This is a genomic window from Kribbella sp. VKM Ac-2569 (assembly GCF_004216905.1).
In the GTDB taxonomy this organism is placed as follows: Bacteria; Actinomycetota; Actinomycetes; order Propionibacteriales; family Kribbellaceae; genus Kribbella.
Genome location: NZ_SGXJ01000002.1, coordinates 981,676 through 1,003,688, shown reverse-complemented (window position 1 = coordinate 1,003,688; position 22,013 = coordinate 981,676). Strand labels below are relative to the sequence as shown.

The following is a 22,013-nucleotide window of genomic DNA, read 5'->3' as shown; positions in this document are numbered from 1 at the left end:
CATGCGTCGTGCGCACACGGTCGAGCAGGTTCGGGCGGCTGAGGCGGAGCTGATGGCGCGGCTCCCGGAGGGCTCGTTGATGCAGCGTGCGGCGACCGGGCTGGCGGTTGCCATCAGCAACTTCCTCGGCGGCACGTACGGCGCCCGCGTGGTCTTGCTGATCGGCTCCGGTGACAACGGCGGCGACGCCCTGTACGCCGGCGCTCAACTCGCCCGCCGCGGCGCGCAGGTCACCGCCGTCCTGCTGTCGGACAAGACGCACGCAGCCGGCCTCGCCGCCCTCAAAACAGCTGGCGGTCGAGCCATCCCCACCACGTCCGCCGAGAGTGCGGTTGCCGGGGCTGATGTTGTGGTGGATGGGATTGTGGGGATCGGTGGGCGGCCGGGGCTTCGGCCTGAGGCGCTTGCTGTGATGCAGGTTGCCGAGCGGTACGGCGTACCGATTGTGGCTGTCGACACGCCGTCCGGTGTCGACGTGGACACCGGGGAGACGCCCGAGCCGCACGTGAACGCCGCGCTCACCGTCACGTTCGGCACCCACAAGATCTGCCATTTCGTCGACCCCGCCGCCACCGCCTGCGGTCCGGTCCACTTCGTCGACATCGGACTCGACCTCCCGCATGCGGAAGTGCAGGCGCTCCAAGCCGCAGACATCAAAGCGCTCTATCCCATCCCGCACGGCGAGTCCGACAAGTACTCCCGCGGCGTCCTCGGCCTGATGGTCGGCTCCACCCAATACCCAGGCGCCGCGGTGATCGCCACCGCGGGCGCCCTCGCCGGCCCCGTCGGCATGGTTCGGTACGTCGGCCCGGATGCGGTGGCGAGCGCCGTACGGGAAGCCCACCCGGAGGTCGTCGGCGACGGCCGGGTGCAGGCGTGGACCATCGGCTCCGGGCTCGGCGACGAGCTCGACATCCCCCGGATCCGCGAACTGCTCGACGCCGAGGAGCCCGTCGTCCTGGACGCGGACGGTCTGAAGGCGCTGGACGACTCCGGCGACCACGTCGACGTACTGATCACACCGCATGCCGGCGAGCTCTCTCGTCTGCTCGGTGTCGATCGCGCGACCGTCGAGGCCGAGCGGCTGAAGTACGCGCGGCTCGCGGCCGAGACCTTCGACGTGACTGTCCTGCTCAAGGGCTCCACCACCGTGATCGCCAGTCCGGACGGTGAGGTCCGGGTGAACACGAACGCCACTCCATGGCTCGCGACAGCGGGCGCCGGCGATGTGCTCGCCGGCCTTTGCGGCGCCCTTCTCGCCGGCGGTCTGACTCCCCTCGACTCGGCGAGCGTCGGCGCGTACCTGCACGCCGCCGCAGCCAACCTCGCATCCGACGGCGGACCCATCACCGCCATCACCGTCGCCCAAGCCCTCCCCGAAGCAACCCGCCGCCTCCTGAGCTGAACCGAAGGGGCAGCACGAGCGATCGTGGCCCACACCCGGAGGACGCGCGGTAAGCGGTTGCGCGGGTCTGTGTGCGGACGTAGGACTGGAGCGTTGCCTCCGCCGCCTTTGGAGTGTGCACGTGAAGCGATTCGCCGGGTTCGTGATTCTTGTCCTGCTCGCCGTGCTGCCGGTGCCGGCCGTGGCCACATCCCGGACGACCCAGCCGTACGTGGCTGATCGTCAGACGAAGATCGACGTGATGGGGGAGTGGGCCCATCCGGACGACGACACCAGCATCATCGGGCCGTGTGGTGTCTGGCATCAGCAGTACGGCGTCAAGTGCGGCGTGATCATGGTGACCCGAGGTGAGGGCGGCGGTAACGCGACCGGCCCCGAACTCGGTCCCGAGCTCGGTCTGCGGCGCGAGAACGAGGATCGCGTGGCGCACTACCGCTCCGGGACGGTCGACATCTTCAACCTCGACCGGATCGACTTCTTCTACAACCAGAGCGCGCCGTTGACGCAGTACTTCTGGGACGAGCAGGAGACGCTCCGGAGGGTCACGCGGGTGATCCGCGAGACGCAGCCGGAGGTCTACATAGGCTTCACCCCGACCCTTGCGGCCGGCCACGGCAACCATCAGCAGGCCGGCCGGCTGATCTGGGAAGGCGTGCTCGCGGCCGCGGACCCGAACATGTTCCCTGAGCAATTGACGGGCCCGCACGCCCTCAGCACCTGGCAGGTGAAGAAGGTCTTCTCCGGCGGAGCCACCGCAGGCACCGGCGGTACGACGACCGCGGCGAACTGCACCACCGGATTCACCCCGACCGGTCTCGACACCGTCGCGGGCGTGTGGACCGGCTACAACTCGCCGTACACCTGGCCGGCCGGAAACACGCAGGGGCAGGCCGCTGGTACGCCGAAGATCTGGCAGCAGGTCGCGGACGAGGGCCGCGCGGCATACCCGACCCAGAGCCGCGTGATGTACAAGGGCACGTCGGTTCCCGCCTGTCCGCGGTTCGGCATGACCGAGTCGTTCGTACCGTTCCAGCCGAACAGCAACGCGGCGGCCGGCCGTGACGACGCGATCCTGTTCGGCGCGACCAAACCCGACCCGGGCGGACTGCCGCTCGGAACGCTCGAATACCTGACCTTCGACAGGTTCTACAACGTCGCCGGTGAACCCTTCCAGGCCACGCTGCACCTCCGCGGAAAGCTTGCCGAAGGCAACGTGGCGCTGACGGTGCCGGCGGGTTGGTCGACCGACGGCCCGAAGCCGGTCCGCAAGGGATCGAGCGCCGACATCACCTTCACCGTCACGCCCGCGGCTACCGCGACCGTCGACCAGAACGCGAAGGTTTCCGCGCTCTACACCACCACAGACCACGCGACCGGCTACACGGAAAACGTCGTACGGATCGTTTCCGCGGCCGAAGGACGCTTCCAGCGTTGGGGGAACTGGCAGGAGTACGACGAGTGGCTGCAGAACACCGCGCCGCAGGCGAACCGCCTCGGCCGCTCGCAGGCGATCCAGTCGATGGGTATCGGCCAGACCATCGACGTACCCGTCGTCGTCCACAACTGGTCCGCCGAGCAGCAGACCGGCGCCGTGTCCCTCGACCTCCCGCCCAACTTCACCGTCGACGCTCAGGCCAAGCCGTACGACCTCGCACCAGGCGCGGACGCCACCGTCACGTTCAAGCTCACCAACACCGACACCACACTGCCCGCCCAGCAGAACGTGTCGATCCCGATCCGCACCGCCACAGGCAGCGAGACTCTCACCCTCACGCTCGTCCCGACGACCGTGATCCCGCAGGCGGCGCCGGTCGTCGACGGCAAGGCCAACCCGGGTGAGTACCCGGGCCCGACGCTCGACCTCGGCCGGATCTGGCAGGGCGCGAGCACCTGCGCCGGCGTCGACGACTGCGGCGTTTCGTCAACAGGAGAAGGCAATACGGCCAAGGTCAGCTGGTCCGACGATGCGCTGTACTTCTTCATCCACGTCCGCGACGACTACCAGTCGTACGCCGTGACGCCGGAGGAATGCGTCGGTCACTGGCAGGCCGACTCGGTCGAGATCCTGCTCGACCCGCGTGGCACCGCGTCCCAGGACCTGAAAGACACGGCGAACACGTTCAAGCTCGGCATCTTCCCGTTCAGCCAGAGCGGCGGCCCGTGCTGGGAGCGCGACGCGGACAACCACCAGGGCTACTCGAGCGGCGCCCTCGACACCGGCAACGCGCCCGGCGTGCAGGTCGCGTCGACCGCGCAGTGGGTCGGCAGCAACGAGACGACGGTCCCGCACGCGTACGCCGGCGGAGGCTATGACCTCGAGGTGAAGATCCCGCTCGCCGACCTCCCGTCCGCCGTCGACCCGGCACGGCTCGGGCTGAACATCACGCCGTACGACAACGACGACACCTCGGCAGCCGGTACGACGACGTTGCGGCACATCGACATGAGTACGCGACTCGGGTGGTCGGCGCTCGGCTCCGTGCAGTCCGACCCGTACCGCTGGGGGCTCGCCACGCTGCCCGGGTACACACCGCCGGCGGACCGCCCGACCACGCCGGCGCCGCCCGACGTGTCGAACCCGAACCTCAACGGAGCCCTGTCGCCGCAAACGATTGCGCAATCCGCGCGCAACGGCGTACCGATCTCCGGCCGGGTGCCGACCGACGACCTCAGGATCCTGTCCTCCGCTGTCCGCGGCGACGCGGTGCAGCTCGTCACGTCGTCGGAAGGAAACGGCACTGCTCGCGCTTTCCTGACCAGTGGTGAGCTCGGCGCGATCCCGGTGTGGACGACCTCGTGCACGACCGACCCGCCGCCGGACTACGGGTTCACCCCGTGTGCGATCACCGACGGCGCGACGCCGCCGTGGTCACCGAACATGAGCGGTCATCTGGTCACGCAGGCCACCCAGCAGGCCACCCGGGGTGTGCAGCACTGGACGATCCCGTTGACCGCGGCCCAACGGCAGCAACTGAAGGACCGCGGCCACCTGCTCATTTCCTACGAGACAACCACGAACGAGGTCCAGGCCTTCGACATCCGGATCACCTAGTCGGTGCGGTGAAGTCCAGGCCGCCGTCGGCGGAGCGCAGTTGTAGCGTCGAGCCGTCGATCTGGTAGGTCAGCTCGCCCTTCAATGCCTTCAGAACAAGGGATTCCACCGTCGCGGCCTCGCCGGCACAGGCCCGGCGCGTGGTGGCCAGTTCGCCGAAGGTGACCTTGCCGGTGGCGCGTGCAACCACGCCCTGGAACTCGTTGCAACCGGTCGACCCGGTGACGCGTTCGCCGTTCAGTGTCAGCCAGACCTTCTCGAAGCCGGCCTGGTGCGACGCGGACTCGCCGGTGACGACCGTGGTCAGCTTCCACTTCGTGCTGTCGAGAGCGAGATCTGGCTCCGCGGTCTCCTTGTCGAGCAGCGAGATCGTCGTGCTCTCGGTGCTGAGCACGAGTTTGTCGCCGTCCAGCTTCCAGGTGGGCTTCGCCGAGAGAACGCCGGCGATCCAGGCGTCCTGACCCTGCAGAGATCCCATGCAGCCCATCGCCGTCGACGCGATCTCCTTGCCGAGGCTCAGCCGGCCGTCGGACGTCGACACCGTGGTGTCCGACGAGTTGCAGCCGGCGTTCCACGAGATCCGGCCGTTCGTGGTGAACTGCAGCCGGACCTGCGTCTTCGCGGCGAGTGGTCGCGGCTTCCCGTTCTCGGTGATCGCTGTGGACAGGAACGTCCGCCCGGTCAGCGACGCGCCGGAGTCGGGCTGGGCCGCGGACTCGTTGCCGCAGGCAGTGAGGGCCAGTAGAGCCGTCGCGGCGAGCGCGATCATCCGTTTGTTCACAACCAGAGGACGCCGCCCGGGTTGCTACCGTTGCAGGTGAAGGGTTCGTTAATTCAGGCCCCGGGGTTGGCAGATCTGATCACGGTTCGATAACGTCACCGCCGTACGCGAGAGCGAACAGCACGACAAGGCCAGTCGAACTGGCCCTTCTGGGGATCCGTCCAATCGATCAGTTGAGGGCCGCACTGGAGTTCTGGGGCAGCAGTGCGACCCGTCGAGCACACTAAGGAACTTTTCGCATGCCCCCCACCCGAACTGCCCGGAGTCGCGCGATTCTGCCTGCGGCCCTCGTCGCTGTCGCCGGTCTGGTAGCCCTACCGATCGTCGTACACGCGTCCAAGGACTCGCCGGTCGCGACCGCGAACGCCGCGGACAGCACGGTGACAGCCCTGCCCAACGTTGGACGCGTGGAGACCTGCGTCCTTGATGCCTATTCCGGCTGCACCGTCCTGCACGGCTTCGGACAGAAGCCGGTCGCGATCACCGCGACCGCGTCCGGACCCGCGATGGTGTCGGTCGACCCGCGCCGCACCACCGATCAGAGTTACCGGCTGCGCGTGCTCCGCTACGACGGCCAGAGGTACCAGGCCGGCACCAAGGTGACCTACACCGTCCACTACGACTTCGCCGCCGTGGCGGGTCAGCCGACGACCCCGGCCCCGACCACCGCCCCGACCAGCGCGCCGACGACAAGCACCCCGAAGCCGTCGCCGACACCGACCAGCACGACGACCAGCACCAAGCCTCCGACCACGACGACGCCGCCGACGTCCGCCCCGACGACCACGGCGCCGACGACAACCGCCCCGCCGGCGGCCGGGACCTGCAAGAGCCCGGTCTGGTCGTCCTCGGACGCCTTCGCGTCCTGGAACACCAGCGGCTACCTGGTCAACAACAACAAGTGGAACGACGGCGAGGCCGGACCGCAGACCATCCACGCCTGCGGGTTCAACAGCTGGTACGTGACCTCGGACCAGAAGGAGCTGGCGAGCAACCCGGGGTCGGTCAAGACCTACCCGGACACCCAGAAGAACTACCCCGACAAGGCCATCAGCTCGTTCAGCAGCATCAAGAGCACGTACGCGAACTCCCAGTCCGCGCCGTCGTCCGGCGAGTACAACTGGTCGTACGACATCTGGCTGAACGGGCTCGGCAACGAAGAGCTGATGATCTGGACGAACTACCGGTACCCCGGCTCGTTGCCGCCTGGTGACGCAGCGGACAAGGCGACCGCGACCATCGGCGGCACGCAGTACGTCGCCTGGAAGCGCGGCAGCGTCGGCAGCCGGTACATCGCGCTCGCGATGACCCAGCAGAAGGCTGCCAGCACCGTCGACCTGAAGGCGGTCTTCGACTGGCTGGTCTCGAAGGGCTGGCTGTCCGGCACGGACAAGGTCAGCGCGATCGAGTACGGCGTGGAGATCTCCTCCACGAACGGTCCGCAGACCTTCCGGCTGGACGACTACTCGCTCACCTCGTCCTAACCCCAGCTCGCTCTCGCAAACCCCGGCGGCCACCGCACTCGATGCGGTGGCCGCTTAGGGTTCCCGGTGTGACTGGACTTGTGATCTTCGACAACGACGGTGTGCTGGTGGACTCCGAGCGGTTGGCCAACACGATCTTGGCCGAGCTGCTCACGGAGGCTGGGCTGCACTACACCTTCGAGGAGACGGTGCGGGACTTCATGGGCGGGTCCATGGCGTCGATGCGCCAGAAGGCGGAGGCTCAGCTCGGCAGGCCGTTGCCGGCTGATCTCGAGGACCGGTACCACCAGCGGCTGTTCGAGGGCTTCGCGAACCTGCAGGCGATCGAGGGGGTCGAGGCTGTCCTCGACCACCTGGACGAGCGCGGCGTCACGTACTGCCTCGCATCCTCGGGCACCCATCGACGGATCCGTACGGCGTTGACCACGGTCGGTTTCCTGCCCCGGTTCGAGGGCCGGATCTTCAGCGCCGAGGACGTCGCGCACGGAAAGCCCGCCCCTGACCTCTTCCTGCACGCGGCCGCCTCGATGGGCGTGAAACCGGTCGACTGCCTGGTGATCGAGGACAGCCCGCTCGGCGTCGCCGCAGCGGTCGCCGCCGGCATGAAGGTCTTCGGGTACGCCGGCATGACCGACCCCGCGAAACTTTCCGATGCGAACACGGTTTTCCACAACATGACCGCCCTCGCCGACCTGATCGACGCCACCTGAGACACTGGAACGACCATGTCTACTCCTGAGTCACGTCCGGTCCGTGCTGAGGCCGTGGTCGATCTGGCTGCGATCCGTCACAATGTGAGCGCGCTGCGTGCCCGCGCTGAGGGTGCGCAGCTGATGGCTGTGGTCAAGGCCGACGGGTACGGGCACGGGATGGTCCCGGTCGCCCGGGCTGCCCGCGAGGCCGGTGCGGACTGGATCGGCGCCGCGGTCCTCGAGGAGGCGCTCGCGCTGCGCGAGGCCGGTGACACCGGGCCGATCTTCTGCTGGCTGACCACGCCGGGCGAGCCGCTGGCCGACGCGATCGAGGCCGGGATCGATCTGTCCGCGGGCGCGCCCTGGGAGATCGACGAGCTCGTCGCCGGGGTGCAGGACCGCCCGGCGCGGGTGCACCTGAAGATCGACACCGGGATGTCCCGCGGCGGCGCCGTACCGGAGGAGTGGCCGGCGCTGATCCGCGCAGCTGTCCGCGCGCAGGCGACCGGGCAGATCGAGATCAAGGGCATCTGGTCGCATCTGGCGTCCTCGGACGAGCCGAAGAGCCCGGTGAACGAGTCCCAGCTGGCGACCTTCACCGAGGCAATCGAGGTCGCCGAGTCGTTCGGGATCGACGCCGAGTTCAAGCACCTGGCGAACTCGGGTGCCACGCTGGCGCTGCCGGAGACCCATTTCAACCTGGTCCGTCCGGGCGTCGCGACGTACGGATTGTCGCCGTTCGGGCATGCACTGCCGTCGGCCGAGCTCGGGCTGCGGCCGGCGATGACGCTGAAGGCGCGGCTGGCGATGGTGAAGCGGGTGCCGGCCGGCGCGGGCGTCTCGTACGGGCTGACCTGGACCGCGCCGCGGCCGTCGACGCTCGGCCTGATCCCGCTCGGGTACGGCGACGGGCTGCCGCGGCACGCCTCGAACGGCGGACCGGTCCAGGCGTACGGCGCGCGGCGCGCGATCGTCGGCCGGATCTGCATGGACCAGTGCGTCGTCGACCTCGGTGACGACCAGGCCGCGGCGGGCGACGAGGTCGTGCTGTTCGGCCCGGGTACGTCGGGCGAGCCGACCGCGGACGACTGGGCCGACGCGGCCGGGACCATCAACTACGAGATCGTCACTCGCCTGGGCGCCCGGATCCCACGCAGGTACATCGACAGCGAAAGGTAGACCGGCATGTCCAAAGCAGGGCGGACTGCTGGTCTGATCGGGGCCGCGGTCGGAGTGCTCGCCGCAGGAGCTGCGGCCGGGGTCGCGGTCGAGCGTCAGGTGATCGGCCGGCGGTCGGGTCAGCGCAAGCAACTGGAGGCCGAGCCGTTCGGGTCGCTGCGCGGTACGCCGTACATCTTCACAGCCGACGACGGAGTCGAGCTGTACGTCGAGGTGGACGAGCTGAAGCGCTCGCGGCGCCCCGCTCCGCCGCCGAAGCGCAGGCTCGGCCGGAAGCTCCCGGTGCCGCCCGAGGACCTGACGGTGATCTTCGCCCACGGCTACGGGCTGAACATGGACCTGTGGCACTTCGAGCGCCGCGACCTGGCCGGCATCGGCACGATGGTGTTCTACGACCAGCGCTCGCACGGACGCTCCGGGCGGTCCCCGAAGGAGAACGTCAGCATCGACCAGCTCGGCGAGGACCTGTACGGGATCGTCGAGCGGTTCGCGCCGACCGGACCGGTCATCCTGATCGGGCACTCGATGGGCGGCATGACGATCATGGCCCTGGCCGAGCAGCATCCCGAGTTGTTCGGCGACCGGGTGATCGGCGTCGGCCTGTGCTCGACCAGCGCCGGCGGGCTGGACCAGGTGCCGATCGTGTTCCCCGGCAAGGTCGGCATGCTCGCGCGGGCGCTCGCCACGCCGACGGTCGCCGCGCTGGCCCGGATCCCGGACGTCGTCGAGCGCAGCCGGAAGGCCGGTACGGACATCAGCTACCTGCTGACCCGGAAGTACTCGTTCGGTTCCGAGGTGCCGTCGGCGTTCACCGAGTTCGTCAACGAGATGATCGCGGCGACGCCGATCGAGGTGATCGCGGAGTTCTACCCGATTTTCGCGCTGCACGACAAGTACGACGCCCTGGAGCCGTTGCAGAAGGTCGAGTGTGTGGTGATCGGTGGCGACAAGGACCACCTGACGCCGTTCGAACACGCCGAGGAGATCGTCCGGCGGGTCCCCGGCGCCGAGCTGGTCGAGGTGCAGAACTGCGGCCATCTGGGCCTGGTCGAGCACCACCGTGAATTCACCGCAGCCCTCCTTGGGATGATCGAACGAGCCGAACAATCCCTAGGACCTTCCTGATGACTGATTTGCACGTCGTCGACGCCAGCCAGGATCACGTCGACGACATCGTCAACGTGATCCACCATGCCTTCTCCTCGCGGCGAGTTCTCGATCCTCCGTCGACGGCATTGTCCGAGAACGCGACGACGGTAGCGGCGGCGATCGCCGAGCACGGTGGGCTGCTGGTCCTGAGCGACGGCGTTCCGCTCGGGGCGGTGCTGTTCGAGCAGGTCGGTGATGTCCTGAACCTGCGCCGCGTGTCGGTCGACCCCCGGTACCAGGCCCGCGGCGTGGCCTCGGCGATGGTCGGTTGCGCGGAGGAGGTCGCGGTACGCCGGGGGCTCCGCCGGGTGAGCCTGATCGCCCGGGTCGAGCTGCCGGACACCGTGGAGTTCTGGAGGCGGCGTGGGTACTCCGTCGTCGACCAGCAGGCGCACAACCTGACCTTCGCCAAGGCGATGCCGGTCGAGTTGACGGTGCCGACCGCCGACGAGATGCAGGCGATCGGCGAGGAGTTGGCCGGTCAGCTGCGTGCGGGCGACGTACTGGTGCTGTCCGGTGATCTGGGCGCCGGCAAGACGACGTTCACGCAAGGACTCGGCGTCGGACTGAAGGTTCGCGGCGCGATCACGTCGCCGACGTTCGTGATCTCGCGGGTGCACCCGTCGTTGGCCGGTGGTCCTGCGTTGGTGCATGTCGACGCGTACCGGATCGGCGGGTTCGCGGAGCTCGACGATCTCGACCTGGACGCGAGCCTGGAGGACGCGGTCACGGTGGTCGAATGGGGTCATGGGCTGGCCGAGGCACTCGCGCCCGATCGGCTGGACATCGTGGTGACCCGTGGCGACGACGACACCGACGAGACGCGGTCACTGCGGATCACTCCGGTGGGTCCGCGGTGGGCCGGCTCCGGCGTCCATGTGTCCGTACTGGAGAAGAACTGACATGTTGCTTGCCTTCGACACCTCGAGTGCCGCTGTCACCGTCGCGTTGGCCTCGCCGGCCGGCGAGATCGTCGCCTCGTCGACGACCGTCGACGCGTTGCGCCATGGGGAACTCCTCGCGCCTGCGATCGCAGCTGCGCTGGAGACAGCAGGGGTTACGCCGCGCGACCTGACCGGGATCGCGGTCGGCGTCGGCCCCGGTCCGTTCACCGGACTGCGGGTCGGACTCGTGACGGCTCGGACGATGGGCGAGGTGCTGGGGATCGAGGTCTCCGGCGTCTGCAGCCTCGACATCCTCGCCCGGCAGTCGACGCTGACGTTGCCCGTCGCGGTCGCGACGGACGCGCGGCGCAAGGAGATCTACTGGGCGCTGTACGACGGTCCCGCCGCTGACGGCAGCCGTCGACGGCTCGAGGGACCTGCGGTCGACAAGCCGGCCGAGGTCGCTCACGTACTGTCCGGGCTGCCCGTGATCGGCCGCGGCGCGGTCCTGTACGCCGACGCTCTGGGCGTGTCCGCTGTCGAGGTCCCGGAGTACCCGTCGGCCGACGTACTGGCGACGGGCGTGGCGACCGGGACACTTGAGGTTGTCGCGCCGGATCCGCTGTACCTGCGCCGGCCGGACGTGACCATGTCCAGCGGGCCGAAGAGCGTCCTGTGAGACCTGCCATCAGAGCGGCGCGTTCGGACGATCAGGCTGAGCTGGTCGCGTTGGACGAGCTGTGCTTCAAGTCGGCTGCCTGGAGCACGGGCGCCTGGGCTGACGAGTTCGACCGGCTGAGCGAGGACCGGGTGGTCCTGGTCGCCGACGAGGGTGCGCTCGTCGGGTACGTCGTACTGCTGCTGCCTCCTGTCGCGCTTGATGTGGTCGAGGTGCTGCGGATCGCGGTGACCCCGGCAGAGCGCCGTACCGGGGTCGGCGGGCAGTTGCTGACGGCGGCGCTGGACCGGTGCGCCGGGCGGACGGTGTTGCTGGAAGTTGCTGCGAGCAACGAATCGGCGATCGGGTTGTACCGGGGCTTCGGCTTCGAGGAGATCAGCCGGCGGAGCGGGTACTACGGCGGCGGCGAGGATGCTGTGATCATGCGGTGGCGGGAGGAACTGTGAAGCAGGAGCCCCTGATTCTGGGGATCGAGACGTCGTGCGACGAGACCGGGGTCGGGATCGTGCGCGGGCAGACGCTGCTCGCCGATGCGATCGCGTCCAGTGTCGAGGAGCACGCCCGGTTCGGCGGGGTCGTTCCCGAGGTGGCCAGTCGCGCGCACCTCGAGGCGATGGTGCCGACGATCCGGCGGGCCTGCGAGACGGCCGGGATCAAGCCGACCGATGTCGACGCGGTCGCGGTGACCAGCGGGCCCGGCCTGGCCGGCGCGTTGCTCGTCGGTGTCGCCGCGGCCAAGGGCCTGGCGTTGTCGCTGGACAAGCCGATCTACGGCGTGAACCACCTGGCGGCGCATGTCGCGGTGGACACCCTGGAACATGGTGATCTGCCGAAGGGCTGCGTCGCGATGCTGGTGTCCGGTGGGCACTCGTCGCTGCTCGCAGTCGAGGACATCACCGAAGGCGTCGTACCGATGGGAAGCACCATCGACGACGCGGCCGGTGAGGCGTTCGACAAGGTAGCGCGGGTGCTCGGGCTGCCGTTCCCGGGCGGGCCGTGGATCGACAAGGCGGCGCGTGACGGCGGGGACCGGCTGTACGTGACGTTCCCGCGCGGGCTGACGTCGCAGCGGGACCTCGAGCGGCACCGGTTCGACTTCTCGTTCTCCGGGTTGAAGACCGCGGTCGCGCGCTGGGTCGAGGCGAAACGGCGCGATGGCGAGGACGTGCCGGTGAACCATGTCGCCGCGGCCTTCCAGGAAGCGGTCTGCGACGTACTGACCCGCAAGGCGATCGACGCGTGCAAGGACCGCGGTTTCGAGCACCTGCTGATCGGTGGCGGCGTCGCGGCGAACTCGCGGCTCCGGGCGATGGCCGAGGAGCGTGCGTCCGCGGCAGGTATCGCCGTACGGGTGCCGCGGCCCGGTCTGTGCACCGACAACGGCGCGATGGTCGCCGCGCTCGGCTCGGAGCTGGTCCGGTCCGGGAAGGCGCCGTCGCCACTCGATCTTCCCGCCGACTCGTCGATGCCGATCACGGAGGTACTCAACAAATGAAGTGGACCGGGCCGGACGGCTTCGAGGCGGACGACAACGCCGAGCGGATCGACCGCGACGTGGTGCAGGGCTTCCTGAGTACGTCGTACTGGGCCGAGGGGATCCCGCGTGAGGTGGTGGACCGCGCGGTCGCCGGTTCGCTGAACCTCGGGGTGTACGGCGCGGACGGTGCGATGGTCGCGTACGCGCGGATGGTGACGGACCGGGCCACGTTCGCCTGGCTGGCCGACGTGTTCGTACTGGAATCGCACCGTGGGCACGGTCTCGGGCGTTTCGTCGTGTCGACCTTGCTCGAGCATCCGGAGTTGAAGGGCCTGCGGCAGATCCTGCTGGCGACCGCCGACGCGCACGAGCTCTACCGGTCGTACGGTTTCAGCGAAACGCCGACCGGACGGATGATGGCGATCCGCAAGGAACCGGCCGAGTTGTACGCGCAGCCGTGAGGCGTCCGGGTGTCGATCTCGTCCGGCACCCGGCGGGCGCGACCGAGCTGGTGCTGCTTGCGCACGGCGGCGAGGAACACTCGCGCGCCGACCCGCACCTGTGGCGCCCTGCGGCGCTGCGGATGTGGCCGTTCGCGCAGGCCGCGCGGTCCGTCGCGCCGAACGTCGCGATCGGGTTCCTCCGGTATCGCTTCCGGGGCTGGAACGACGTCGGTGACGCGGCTATCGATCTGCGGACCGTTCTGGACGAGCTGCCGCCGGCGATCTCGCGCGTGTTGCTGATCGGGCATTCGATGGGCGGGCGGGCGACAGTTGCCGCCGGCGATCATCCGCGGGTGGCAGGCGTGCTTGCGCTGGCGCCGTGGCTGCCGCGCGACGAGCCGCTCGTCGCGCTTCGCCCACCCGTCACGTTCGTGCACGGGACCGACGACACGATCACCTCTCCCGAGGGCACGACGGCGTACGCGAAGAGGCTGCGTGCGGCCGGGACAGCGGTGACGACGTATTCGCTCGCCGGCGAAGGACACGCGATGCTGCGGCGAGCGAAGGACTGGAACCGGCTGGTGGCCGAGTTCGTCGCGGGGATCCCTGCCGGTGGTGGTGACGAGCACCTGCCGACGGTGCGCGGTCAGGTGGCGTCGGCGGTCGGCGAGATCGCGATGGCTCGATTCCGGATGGCCGTGAAGGAACGGTTCCGGACACGTTAGTGGCGGGTCTCCGGGGGAGTCGCGGCAGCGGACGCAGCACCTCGCCCGCCGGCTAGTCACCCCGGAGACCCGCTCGCAAGATCGATCATATGTTCGAATGTCCGTCGAGTGCAAGTCCGGATTGTCCTGGTTGTTCTTGGCGATGGCGGCCGGGTGTGGTGCCGACGACAGCGGCGAAGGCTGCGATGAAACCGCTCGGGTTCGCCCAGCCGCAGGCGTGTGCGACGTACGTGGTGTCGTGGCCGTCCGCGAGCAGGACGAGGGCGTGGTAGATCCGGAGCTGCGTGCGCCATTCGTAGTACGTCATGCCGAGTTCGCTGCGGATCAGGCGGCTCAGGGTGCGGGCGCCGGCGCCCGCCTTGCGTCCCAGTTCGGCGAGTGGGGTGTTGTCCGCGGGGTTCTCGCGGAGGAGCTGCGCGATGTTGCGCAAGCGGTCGTCTTGCGGTTCCGGTAGTTGCAGTGGCTGCTCCGACGCCTCGTGGAGTTCGTCGACGAGAACGTGTTGGAGGCGGGTGCGGGCGGCGGGCTCGAGTTGGCGGCTTGTGAGGGCGAGTACGACCTCGCGGGCGAGGCTGGAGGCCAGGAACACGGCCGGGCGGTTCGGGATGCTTTGGGCCAGTTCTGCGGAGAGGAAGACGATCCGCATGTCGGTCTCGCCGTGGGCGCGGTGCTGGTGGGTGAACCCGGCCGGCGTCCAGGCGATCCGGTTGGCGGGAACGATCGACGTACCCCGATCGGTGTGCACGGCCAGGACACCGCGGGCGGCGTACACGAGGTGTCCCTCTTCGTGGGTCTGCACCGAGCTGATGCCGCCTGAGGCCCAGTGGTGGGCGCCGGCGGACGGGAACAGTTCCGAGCGGAGAGGTTGGCGGCCAACGGGCATAGCTTGGCATTCTATCGGTGGTCGGCCATGCCGGTCTGCGGCCAGAGTGAAGGCATGAGTGCAACGATGCGTGCCGCGGTCTGTGTCCGGGCGGGTGGCCCCGAAGTACTGGAGCTTCGCGAGCTGCCGGTGCCGGCGGTTCGGGACGGCTGGAGTCTGGTGCGTGTGGAGGGGGCCGGTCTGAACCGGTCGGAGTTGCGGACCCGGCAGGGGCATTCGCCGACGGTGCGGTTCCCGCGGGTCCTCGGGATCGAATGTGTCGGCGTCGTGGCTGCCTCGACCAATCCCGCCGTACCGGAAGGGACGACGGTCGCGGCTGTGATGGGGGAGATGGGGCGGGCGTTCGACGGCGGCTATGCGGAGTACGCATTGTTGCCGAACGCCACGTTGATGCCGGTTGCCACGACGCTGCCGTGGGACGTGCTGGCCGCGCTGCCCGAGACGTACCTGACGGCGCAGGGGGCGTTGGACGCGTTGGGGATCGAGCGCGGCGGCCGGCTGCTGATTCGCGGCGGTACGTCGTCGGTGGGGATGGCGGCTGCGGCGATCGCGGCCGGGTACGGGATCGAGACCGCGGTGACGACGCGGCAGGCGAGCAAGGTCGACGCGCTGAGCGCGGACCATGTCGTGGTCGACGACGGCGGATCGCTGCGGGACATCTGGCCGAACGGACCGGAGTACGTCCTGGACCTGATCGGTGCACGTACGGCGGTGGACTCGCTACGGCTCGTCCGTCGCGGCGGCACGGTGTGCGTCGCGGGATCGCTCAGCGGGTGGTTGATCCAGGACTTCGAGCCGATCGCGATGATCCCGTCCGGGACCCGACTGACGGCGTTCCACAGCGAGACGATGAAGGGTCGCGCGGACGTGCTGCAGCGGATCGTGAGCGAGGTCGAGAGCGGCGTCTACCGGCCGAACGTCGATCGTGTCTTCGAGCTGGACGAGATCGTCGCGGCGCACCGGTACATGGAGGACGATCAGGCGACCGGGAAGCTGGTCGTCACCCTGCGGCAGGAGTAGGCGACGGCGTCGCGGCCGATACGCGTGATGATCAGGGTCGCCGCCACCGAGCCCTTCGGTGCGAGCTTCTTGCGCAGCTGGGCCGGATCGAGGTCGACGCCGCGCTTCTTGATCTCCAGGGTCCCGATGCCCTGGGTGCGGACCCAGGAGCGCAACGCCTTCTCCTTGTAGGGCAGCTCTTCCACCACTTCGTACGCCGAGGCCAGCGCTGTCGGGATGTACGTCGACGCGGTGACGTAGGCGATGCGAGGGTCCAGCAACCAACCGTCGACCGCTGCGGCGGCCGCGGTGACCAGACCGGCGCGGACGACTGCTCCGTCGGGCTCGTAGATGTACTTGCCGACCGGACCGCTGTCGGCCGCTGGTGCGTCGGCAACGCTCGCACCGCCAGGGAGCAGCGTGGCCCGCCTTGGTGTGCCGCCGTACAGCTCACCCGACCAGAGCGCGGCCTCCTTGACCTCACCGGAGTCGCTGATCCACTCCGCCTCCACACCTTCGGGGATCGCGTCGTGCGGGATGCCGGGCGCCACCTTCACGCACGCAGTCCCCTGCAGGAGTTGAATGACGAAGGACCACGGTGGCGAGTAGGCGTTGTGGTCGAACACCCGCCGACCATCGGCCCGGCGCGCGGGGTCGGCGAACACCATGTCGTACGGCGTGAGATCCGTCGTCTCCGCATCGCCGACGAGGACGTCGCCGGGCAGGTCGAACGCAGCCAGGTTCGCGCGGGCGACGGCTGCGGTCTCGGGGTCCCGTTCGACACCGGTGACCAGCATTCCCGCACGGGCCATGACGATGAGGTCGCCGCCGATGCCGCATCCCAGGTCGACCATCGTGTCGATCTGGGAGAGCGCCACGCGTGCGGCTCGGTGGGTGCTCACCGTGGTGCGGGTGGCTTGCTCCAGGCCGTCTGGTGTGAAGTACATGCGTTCTGCGTCCGGTCCGAACTTGGCGACGGCGCGGTGGCGCAGTGCGGCTTGGGTGACTGCAGTCGTGACAAGCGTTGCGTCGTACCGGCGTCTGAGCTTCTCGACGAGTTGGAGCTCCTTGCCGGGGAGGTACTCGGCGCAGGCGGCAGCCAGTACCTCAGCGCCCGGTCCGTCGAGCAGCGCGGTGACACTCACCCGGCAACATTAGACGTCTCACGCTGAGAATCCTTTGGCACTCGAGTTGACCGAGTGCTAATCGCGGCCTAGATTCGGTGTTGGCACTCTCGATGCGAGAATGCCAGCGGTCCGGCCCTTGACCCCCGCGACGGCAGGGGAGCGCGACCACCATGAACCGCAAACAGCAAATCGACCGTGGAGGTCAGCAAGTGTCGGTCACGATCAAGCCGCTCGAGGACCGTGTCCTCGTCGCGCCGCTCGAAGCCGAGCAGACCACGAAGTCCGGCCTGGTGATCCCGGACACCGCCAAGGAGAAGCCGCAGGAGGGCGAGATCCTCGCCGTCGGCCCGGGCCGGATCGACGACAACGGCAACCGCGTCCCGCTGGACGTCGCCGTCGGCGACAAGGTCATCTACTCCAAGTACGGCGGCACCGAGGTCAAGTACGACGGTCAGGACTACCTGATCCTGGGCGCCCGCGACATCCTCGCAGTCGTCAGCAAGTGACGAACGCCCGCCGTTCCTGACTGACACCGCCCCGGGGCCTCTGGCGCCGGGGCGGAGTGGGTCCGGCACCCGACCGGGGTGGTGGGGCGGGGCAGTTGGACACAGCGCTCGCTCCTGCAACGAGACATACGAAAAGGACTGGTTTTCTTCATGCCGAAGATCCTCGAGTTCGACGAGAACGCGCGGCGCGCGCTGGAGCGTGGCGTCGACAAGCTCGCGAACACGGTGAAGGTGACGCTGGGCCCGAAGGGCCGCTACGTCGTCCTGGACAAGAAGTGGGGCGCCCCGACCATCACCAACGACGGTGTGACCGTCGCCCGTGAGGTCGAGCTGGACGACCCGTTCGAGAACCTTGGTGCGCAGCTCGCCAAGGAGGTCGCCACCAAGACCAACGACATCGCCGGTGACGGCACCACCACCGCGACGGTGCTGGCGCAGGCTCTGGTGCACGAGGGCCTCCGGGCGGTCGCCGCCGGCGCCAACCCGATGGGCCTCAAGCGCGGTATCGAGGCGGCCGTCGAGGCCGTGTCGGCCAAGCTGGTCGAGACCGCCCGCGCGGTCAACGACAAGGGCGACATGGCCCACGTCGCGACCATCTCCGCCCGGGACGCCGAGATCGGCACCCTGATCGCGGACGCGTTCGACAAGGTCGGCAAGGACGGTGTGATCACCGTCGAGGAGTCGAACACCTTCGGAACCGAGCTCGAGTTCACCGAGGGTATGCAGTTCGACAAGGGCTACATCTCGCCGTACTTCATCACCGACGCCGAGGCCGGCGAAGCGGTGCTGGAGGACCCGTACATCCTGATCCACCAGGGCAAGATCTCCGCGATCGCGGACCTGCTGCCGCTGCTGGAGAAGGTCGTGCAGTCCGGCAAGACGCTGCTGATCATCGCCGAGGACGTCGAGGCCGAGGCGCTGTCCACCCTGGTGGTGAACAAGATCCGCGGCAACTTCACCTCCGTCGCCGTCAAGGCGCCGGGCTTCGGTGACCGCCGCAAGGCGATGCTGGAGGACCTGGCCGCGCTCACCGGCGCGCAGGTCGTCGCCCCCGAGGTCGGGCTGAAGATCGACCAGGTCGGCCTCGAGGTGCTCGGTTCGGCGCGCCGGATCGTGGTCTCGAAGGACAACACGACCGTCGTCGAGGGTTCCGGCAAGGCCGAGGACATCGAGGGCCGGGTCAGCCAGATCAAGTCCGAGATCGAGCGCACCGACTCCGACTGGGACCGCGAGAAGCTGCAGGAGCGGCTGGCCAAGCTGGCCGGCGGCGTCTGCGTCATCAAGGTCGGCGCGGCCACCGAGGTCGAGCTCAAGGAGAAGAAGCACCGGATCGAGGACGCGGTGTCCGCGACCCGGGCCGCGATCGAGGAGGGCATCGTCGCGGGTGGCGGTTCCGCACTCGTGCACGCGTCCAGCGTGCTGGACAAGGACCTCGAGCTCGACGGTGACGAGGCCACCGGCGTTCGGATCGTCCGCAAGGCGGTCGTCGAGCCGCTGCGCTGGATCGCCGAGAACGGCGGCTACGAGGGCTACGTCGTGACGTCGAAGGTTGCCGAGCTCGAGTCCGGCAGCGGCTTCAACGCCGCCACCGGTGAGTACGGCGACCTGCTGGCGCAGGGTGTCTTGGACCCGGTCAAGGTGACCCGGTCCGCGCTCGCCAACGCCGGCTCGATCGCCGCGCTGCTGCTGACCACCGAAACCCTGGTGGTCGACAAGCCCGAGGAAGAAGAGCCCGCCGCAGCCGGTCACGGCCACGGCCACGGCCACTGACCCCTCAGCACCAAAGCACCGCCCGGCAGATCCTTGCCGGGCGGTGCTGTTGTACGGCGGGCATGTGGGCCTGGCCACCCTCGGCCCCACTCCAACACAAGAGCGGTTATCCACCCCCGTACGGCGGGTGGGGTCGGGGGGGTCTGGTGGGATGGGTGGGTGTTGATACGGGTGCGGCGGGACGAGGATCTGGGTGTTTGCGTTGAGTTGTTGCGGGCTGTGCATGAGCAGGCGGCGTACCCGATCAACTGGCCTGCTGACCCGCGTGTCTGGCTGACGCCGGAGAACCGGCTGGGGTGCTGGGTCGCGGTGGGTGACGCGGGGGTTGTCGGGCATGTGGTGCTGACGGCTGTGGGTGATGCTGCCGAGGTGGAACGGTTGTTCGTGGACCCGCAGGCGACTCGGCAGGGGATCGGGCGGCAGTTGCTCGACCATTGCGTCAAGACGGCTGCCGAGTTCGGGCGGAAGCTCTCGCTCGAGGTGGTCGACAACCGCGGCGCCGCCGTACACCTCTATCGACGGGCCGGCTGGCGCGAGGCCGGTCGTACGCCGATCGACTGGGGCGGCGACCACGCCTCCGAGCTGGTCCGCTTCGTGGCGCCGTAGATCGAACTGGCCGGTAGTGACAGATTGTGATCAAAACGGCGGCGCGAACACGAATTGCCACTAGGCAAGAAGAGTTGAGCGCCGTACGATCTCTGAGGCTGAACCGGTCCGAACACGAGGGGGCGAGGGGTGACAGAGGTCCGAGTACCTGACACCCACGACCGGGTCGAGCTCAGGGATCTTGCCGCGCTGGCCGGCGACGGGGACCGCACAGCTCTCAACGACCTGCTCACCAGGGTGCGCGCAGTCGCGCACCGTTACGTACGGTCCCGTTTGTGGACCTATCCCGGCGGCGCCGACATGGTCGACGACGTCGCACAAGAAGTTTGTGTCGCGGTGTTCGGCGCGCTGGGCCGGTATCGTGACGAGGGGAGGCCTTTCGAGGCTTTCGTCTACGGCATCGCGGCCCGCAAGGTCGCCGATGCCCAGCGTGCGTTCGCGGTCGCCGACGTCTCGACGCCGGACCTGCCGGACGGCGCGGACGAGTCACCGACGCCGGAGGAGCGCGCAGTTCGGCATTCAGAGGTCCAGCACATCATGGGCCTGCTGGACAAGTTGCCGGAGAAACTGCGAGAGATCCTTCGCCTGCGCGTCGTTGCGGGGTTGTCAGCCGAGGAGACCGGCCGGGCACTGGGAATGACACCGGGGGCGGTGAGGGTCGCACAGCATCGGGCGTTGAACACGCTCAGGGGGTTTGTGGGGCATGAAGCACAGCTGGAACGAGGAAGAGCGGGGGAGGGGCATCATGGCTGACCGTTTCGACCTGGACGCGATCGAGGCCGATGACGCGCTGCTCGATCTGCTCGCTACCGGTGGGGAGTCCGCCCGTGCGGCGGGCGAACACGACCCGGCCGTCCAACTGCTGGCCGATCTGCGGCTCGCCGTGGAGGTCGAGGACGAGCTCCCGGTAGAGACCATCGACGATCCGGAGAGCTTCCTGGCGCGTTGCGCCGCGCTCAACCCGATCACCGACCCGTTCGCCCGCAAGATGGCGACCCGCGGTCTGGCGTTCGGTGTCGCCGCGGTGGCCGCGCTGTCGGTCTCCGGGGTGGCCGCGGCGGTCACCGGTGACCCGTTGTCGCCGTACGAGAAGGTCATCGAGAAGATGGTCGACGCGGTCCGCCCGCAGACCAGCTTCCCGAAGGAGGACCTCGACGGACTGCCGGTCGTGGACCGGAGCAAGATCGTCAAGGTCGGCAAGGACTTCAAGGAGAAGGCGAAGGCCGAGCACGCCGCCGAGAACGCCGGCAAGACCGGCGTGGCCGGCGACGGCGAGCTGTCGCAGGACGGCACCGAGAAGCCGGAGGCCCTCGGACTGCCGGCGGACGACAAGCCGCTGGCGATCCGCGAGAAGGACGCGTTGCCGGTCAAGCCGGAGCCGACGCAGGATCCGGTCAAGCCGACGACCGAGGTGACGCCGACGCCGACCGACACGAAGACGACGGAGCCGACCGACACCAAGACCACCGAGCCGACGGACACGACGACGACGGAGACGCCGCCGGACACCCCGACGACGACGCCGACGGACGAGCCGACCGACACCACGACGCCGACGCCGACTCCGACGCCGACGGAGACGACCACCACGACGCCGCCGACGAACGTCGACACCGGTACGGGCGACAGCAACACGTCGACCGGCGATTCGACGGCCACGCCGAGCGCCGGCTCCGGCGAGGGTCAGACGAGCGACGGAGACACGACACCGGGTTCGGACACCACCACGCCCGCCGGTGACACCGGCGGCACCGGCGGCTCGGACACCAGCGGCACGGACACCTCCGGCTCCGGCGAGACGCCCGGCAGCGACGTCACGCAGATCCCGGCCGAGGTCAAGGAACTGGTCGAGACGATCGTGGCGCCGGTCCTGCCGACTCCGAGCGGTGAGCCGGTCGCGAACGAGACCACCGAGCGGTTCTTCGGCACGCCCGACGCGACGGCGCAGTCCGTCACGACAAGCAAGGCGAAGAAGGCGGCGGGGAAGCACGCGAGCGGGAAGGTCAGCACGGGCTCGGTCCGCAAGGTCTACCCGAAGGGCAAGCACTCCAGCGGCACGTACGCCGAGGGCAAGCACGCCGCCATCGCCCGGACGTACGGCTCGACCACCGACGCCAGCCTGCTGCAGATCCTGGACGTCGTGAACGCGCCCATCAAGTAACCGTTCGACCA

At 68.9% G+C, this 22,013-nt stretch carries 21 protein-coding genes; 18 read left to right on the top strand and 3 right to left on the bottom strand.

The annotated features are described in order from the left end of the window. The first annotated feature begins 1 nt into the window (after position 1). Positions 2-1,405: an NAD(P)H-hydrate dehydratase gene (locus tag EV649_RS17935; protein ID WP_130384580.1), complete on the top strand. Its 1,404-nt coding sequence runs from the start codon at positions 2-4 to the stop codon at positions 1,403-1,405. A 121-nt stretch (positions 1,406-1,526) separates the two neighbouring features. Beyond that, the gene (locus EV649_RS17930; RefSeq protein ID WP_130384579.1) at positions 1,527-4,457 is read left to right on the top strand and encodes a PIG-L family deacetylase; all 2,931 of its coding nucleotides are present in this window, start codon (positions 1,527-1,529) and stop codon (positions 4,455-4,457) included. Here the strand turns inward: EV649_RS17930 and EV649_RS17925 are convergent. Continuing rightward, on the bottom strand, positions 4,450-5,238 hold the full coding sequence (locus EV649_RS17925; protein ID WP_241998318.1) for an META domain-containing protein: 789 nt from the start codon (positions 5,236-5,238) through the stop codon (positions 4,450-4,452). The two genes, EV649_RS17930 and EV649_RS17925, sit on opposite strands and share 8 nt — an antisense overlap. Positions 5,239-5,477: 239 nt before the next feature. Between EV649_RS17925 and EV649_RS40820 the strand changes: the two genes are divergently transcribed. From EV649_RS40820 to EV649_RS17875, 10 genes are all read left to right on the top strand, one after another. After that, positions 5,478-6,722: a hypothetical protein gene (locus tag EV649_RS40820; RefSeq protein ID WP_157996257.1), complete on the top strand. Its 1,245-nt coding sequence runs from the start codon at positions 5,478-5,480 to the stop codon at positions 6,720-6,722. Between the two features lie 68 nt (positions 6,723-6,790). Then, a complete protein-coding gene (locus tag EV649_RS17915; RefSeq protein WP_241998317.1) occupies positions 6,791-7,432 on the top strand; it encodes an HAD-IA family hydrolase in 642 nt (213 codons plus the stop codon). Between the two features lie 15 nt (positions 7,433-7,447). Continuing rightward, a complete protein-coding gene (alr, locus tag EV649_RS17910) occupies positions 7,448-8,593 on the top strand; it encodes an alanine racemase (RefSeq protein ID WP_130384577.1) in 1,146 nt (381 codons plus the stop codon). Positions 8,594-8,599: 6 nt separating this feature from the next. Further along, positions 8,600-9,718: an alpha/beta hydrolase gene (locus EV649_RS17905; RefSeq protein ID WP_130384576.1), complete on the top strand. Its 1,119-nt coding sequence runs from the start codon at positions 8,600-8,602 to the stop codon at positions 9,716-9,718. Then, positions 9,718-10,644 (top strand): tRNA (adenosine(37)-N6)-threonylcarbamoyltransferase complex ATPase subunit type 1 TsaE, encoded by a 927-nt coding sequence (gene tsaE, locus EV649_RS17900; RefSeq protein WP_130384575.1) that lies wholly within the window; start codon positions 9,718-9,720, stop codon positions 10,642-10,644. The genes EV649_RS17905 and tsaE overlap by 1 nt, the downstream gene beginning before the upstream one ends. Position 10,645: 1 nt before the next feature. Next, entirely contained in the window at positions 10,646-11,305 is a 660-nt protein-coding gene (gene tsaB / locus EV649_RS17895) for a tRNA (adenosine(37)-N6)-threonylcarbamoyltransferase complex dimerization subunit type 1 TsaB (protein WP_130384574.1), read from the top strand. Further along, entirely contained in the window at positions 11,302-11,751 is a 450-nt protein-coding gene (locus tag EV649_RS17890) for a GNAT family N-acetyltransferase (protein ID WP_130384573.1), read from the top strand. The genes tsaB and EV649_RS17890 overlap by 4 nt, the downstream gene beginning before the upstream one ends. Next, positions 11,748-12,800, top strand: a complete 1,053-nt coding sequence (tsaD, locus tag EV649_RS17885) for a tRNA (adenosine(37)-N6)-threonylcarbamoyltransferase complex transferase subunit TsaD (RefSeq protein WP_130384572.1) — start codon at positions 11,748-11,750, stop codon at positions 12,798-12,800. The genes EV649_RS17890 and tsaD overlap by 4 nt, the downstream gene beginning before the upstream one ends. Next, positions 12,797-13,243, top strand: a complete 447-nt coding sequence (locus tag EV649_RS17880) for a GNAT family N-acetyltransferase (protein WP_130384571.1) — start codon at positions 12,797-12,799, stop codon at positions 13,241-13,243. Before tsaD ends, EV649_RS17880 begins: the two co-directional genes overlap by 4 nt. Beyond that, positions 13,240-13,950: an alpha/beta fold hydrolase gene (locus tag EV649_RS17875; RefSeq protein WP_130384570.1), complete on the top strand. Its 711-nt coding sequence runs from the start codon at positions 13,240-13,242 to the stop codon at positions 13,948-13,950. The genes EV649_RS17880 and EV649_RS17875 overlap by 4 nt, the downstream gene beginning before the upstream one ends. A gap of 85 nt (positions 13,951-14,035) precedes the next feature. Here the strand turns inward: EV649_RS17875 and EV649_RS17870 are convergent, their stop codons facing one another. Next, positions 14,036-14,833: a helix-turn-helix transcriptional regulator gene (locus EV649_RS17870; protein ID WP_130384569.1), complete on the bottom strand. Its 798-nt coding sequence runs from the start codon at positions 14,831-14,833 to the stop codon at positions 14,036-14,038. Between the two features lie 54 nt (positions 14,834-14,887). Here EV649_RS17870 and EV649_RS17865 point away from each other — a divergent pair, with 54 nt between their 5' ends. Then, positions 14,888-15,853, top strand: coding sequence for a zinc-binding dehydrogenase (locus EV649_RS17865; RefSeq protein ID WP_130384568.1), 966 nt, complete (start codon positions 14,888-14,890; stop codon positions 15,851-15,853). Here the strand turns inward: EV649_RS17865 and EV649_RS17860 are convergent. Next, the gene (locus EV649_RS17860) at positions 15,811-16,977 is read right to left on the bottom strand and encodes a class I SAM-dependent methyltransferase (protein ID WP_130384567.1); all 1,167 of its coding nucleotides are present in this window, start codon (positions 16,975-16,977) and stop codon (positions 15,811-15,813) included. The genes EV649_RS17865 and EV649_RS17860 overlap by 43 nt on opposite strands. A 191-nt stretch (positions 16,978-17,168) precedes the next feature. Between EV649_RS17860 and groES the strand changes: the two genes are divergently transcribed. The 5 genes from groES to EV649_RS17835 all read left to right on the top strand — a co-directional run bounded on the left by groES (position 17,169) and on the right by EV649_RS17835 (position 22,002). Beyond that, on the top strand, positions 17,169-17,465 hold the full coding sequence (gene groES, locus EV649_RS17855) for a co-chaperone GroES (RefSeq protein ID WP_130384566.1): 297 nt from the start codon (positions 17,169-17,171) through the stop codon (positions 17,463-17,465). A gap of 150 nt (positions 17,466-17,615) precedes the next feature. Continuing rightward, positions 17,616-19,235 (top strand): chaperonin GroEL, encoded by a 1,620-nt coding sequence (gene groL / locus EV649_RS17850; protein ID WP_130384565.1) that lies wholly within the window; start codon positions 17,616-17,618, stop codon positions 19,233-19,235. A 219-nt stretch (positions 19,236-19,454) separates the two neighbouring features. Beyond that, positions 19,455-19,841, top strand: coding sequence for a GNAT family N-acetyltransferase (locus tag EV649_RS17845; protein ID WP_241998435.1), 387 nt, complete (start codon positions 19,455-19,457; stop codon positions 19,839-19,841). Between the two features lie 129 nt (positions 19,842-19,970). Next, complete coding sequence (gene shbA / locus EV649_RS17840) at positions 19,971-20,594, top strand: RNA polymerase sigma factor ShbA (RefSeq protein ID WP_130384564.1); 624 nt, start codon at positions 19,971-19,973, stop codon at positions 20,592-20,594. Continuing rightward, positions 20,587-22,002 carry a hypothetical protein gene (locus EV649_RS17835; RefSeq protein WP_130384563.1) on the top strand — a complete coding sequence of 472 codons (1,416 nt, stop codon included), beginning with the start codon at positions 20,587-20,589 and terminating at the stop codon, positions 22,000-22,002. The genes shbA and EV649_RS17835 overlap by 8 nt, the downstream gene beginning before the upstream one ends. The last annotated feature ends 11 nt before the right edge of the window (positions 22,003-22,013 follow it).

Bases quoted from the DNA above. Each gene is read 5' to 3' on its own strand.
- EV649_RS17935 (WP_130384580.1), top strand. From the start codon at position 2: ATGCGTCGTGCGCACACGGTCGAGCAGGTTCGGGCGGCTGAGGCGGAG.
- alr (WP_130384577.1), top strand. From the start codon at position 7,448: ATGTCTACTCCTGAGTCACGTCCGGTCCGTGCTGAGGCCGTGGTCGAT.
- EV649_RS40820 (WP_157996257.1), top strand. From the start codon at position 5,478: ATGCCCCCCACCCGAACTGCCCGGAGTCGCGCGATTCTGCCTGCGGCC.
- tsaE (WP_130384575.1), top strand. From the start codon at position 9,718: ATGACTGATTTGCACGTCGTCGACGCCAGCCAGGATCACGTCGACGAC.
- EV649_RS17865 (WP_130384568.1), top strand. From the start codon at position 14,888: ATGAGTGCAACGATGCGTGCCGCGGTCTGTGTCCGGGCGGGTGGCCCC.
- tsaB (WP_130384574.1), top strand. From the start codon at position 10,646: ATGTTGCTTGCCTTCGACACCTCGAGTGCCGCTGTCACCGTCGCGTTG.
- groL (WP_130384565.1), top strand. From the start codon at position 17,616: ATGCCGAAGATCCTCGAGTTCGACGAGAACGCGCGGCGCGCGCTGGAG.
- EV649_RS17880 (WP_130384571.1), top strand. From the start codon at position 12,797: ATGAAGTGGACCGGGCCGGACGGCTTCGAGGCGGACGACAACGCCGAG.
- EV649_RS17870 (WP_130384569.1), bottom strand. From the start codon at position 14,833: ATGCCCGTTGGCCGCCAACCTCTCCGCTCGGAACTGTTCCCGTCCGCC.
- EV649_RS17905 (WP_130384576.1), top strand. From the start codon at position 8,600: ATGTCCAAAGCAGGGCGGACTGCTGGTCTGATCGGGGCCGCGGTCGGA.
- EV649_RS17835 (WP_130384563.1), top strand. From the start codon at position 20,587: ATGGCTGACCGTTTCGACCTGGACGCGATCGAGGCCGATGACGCGCTG.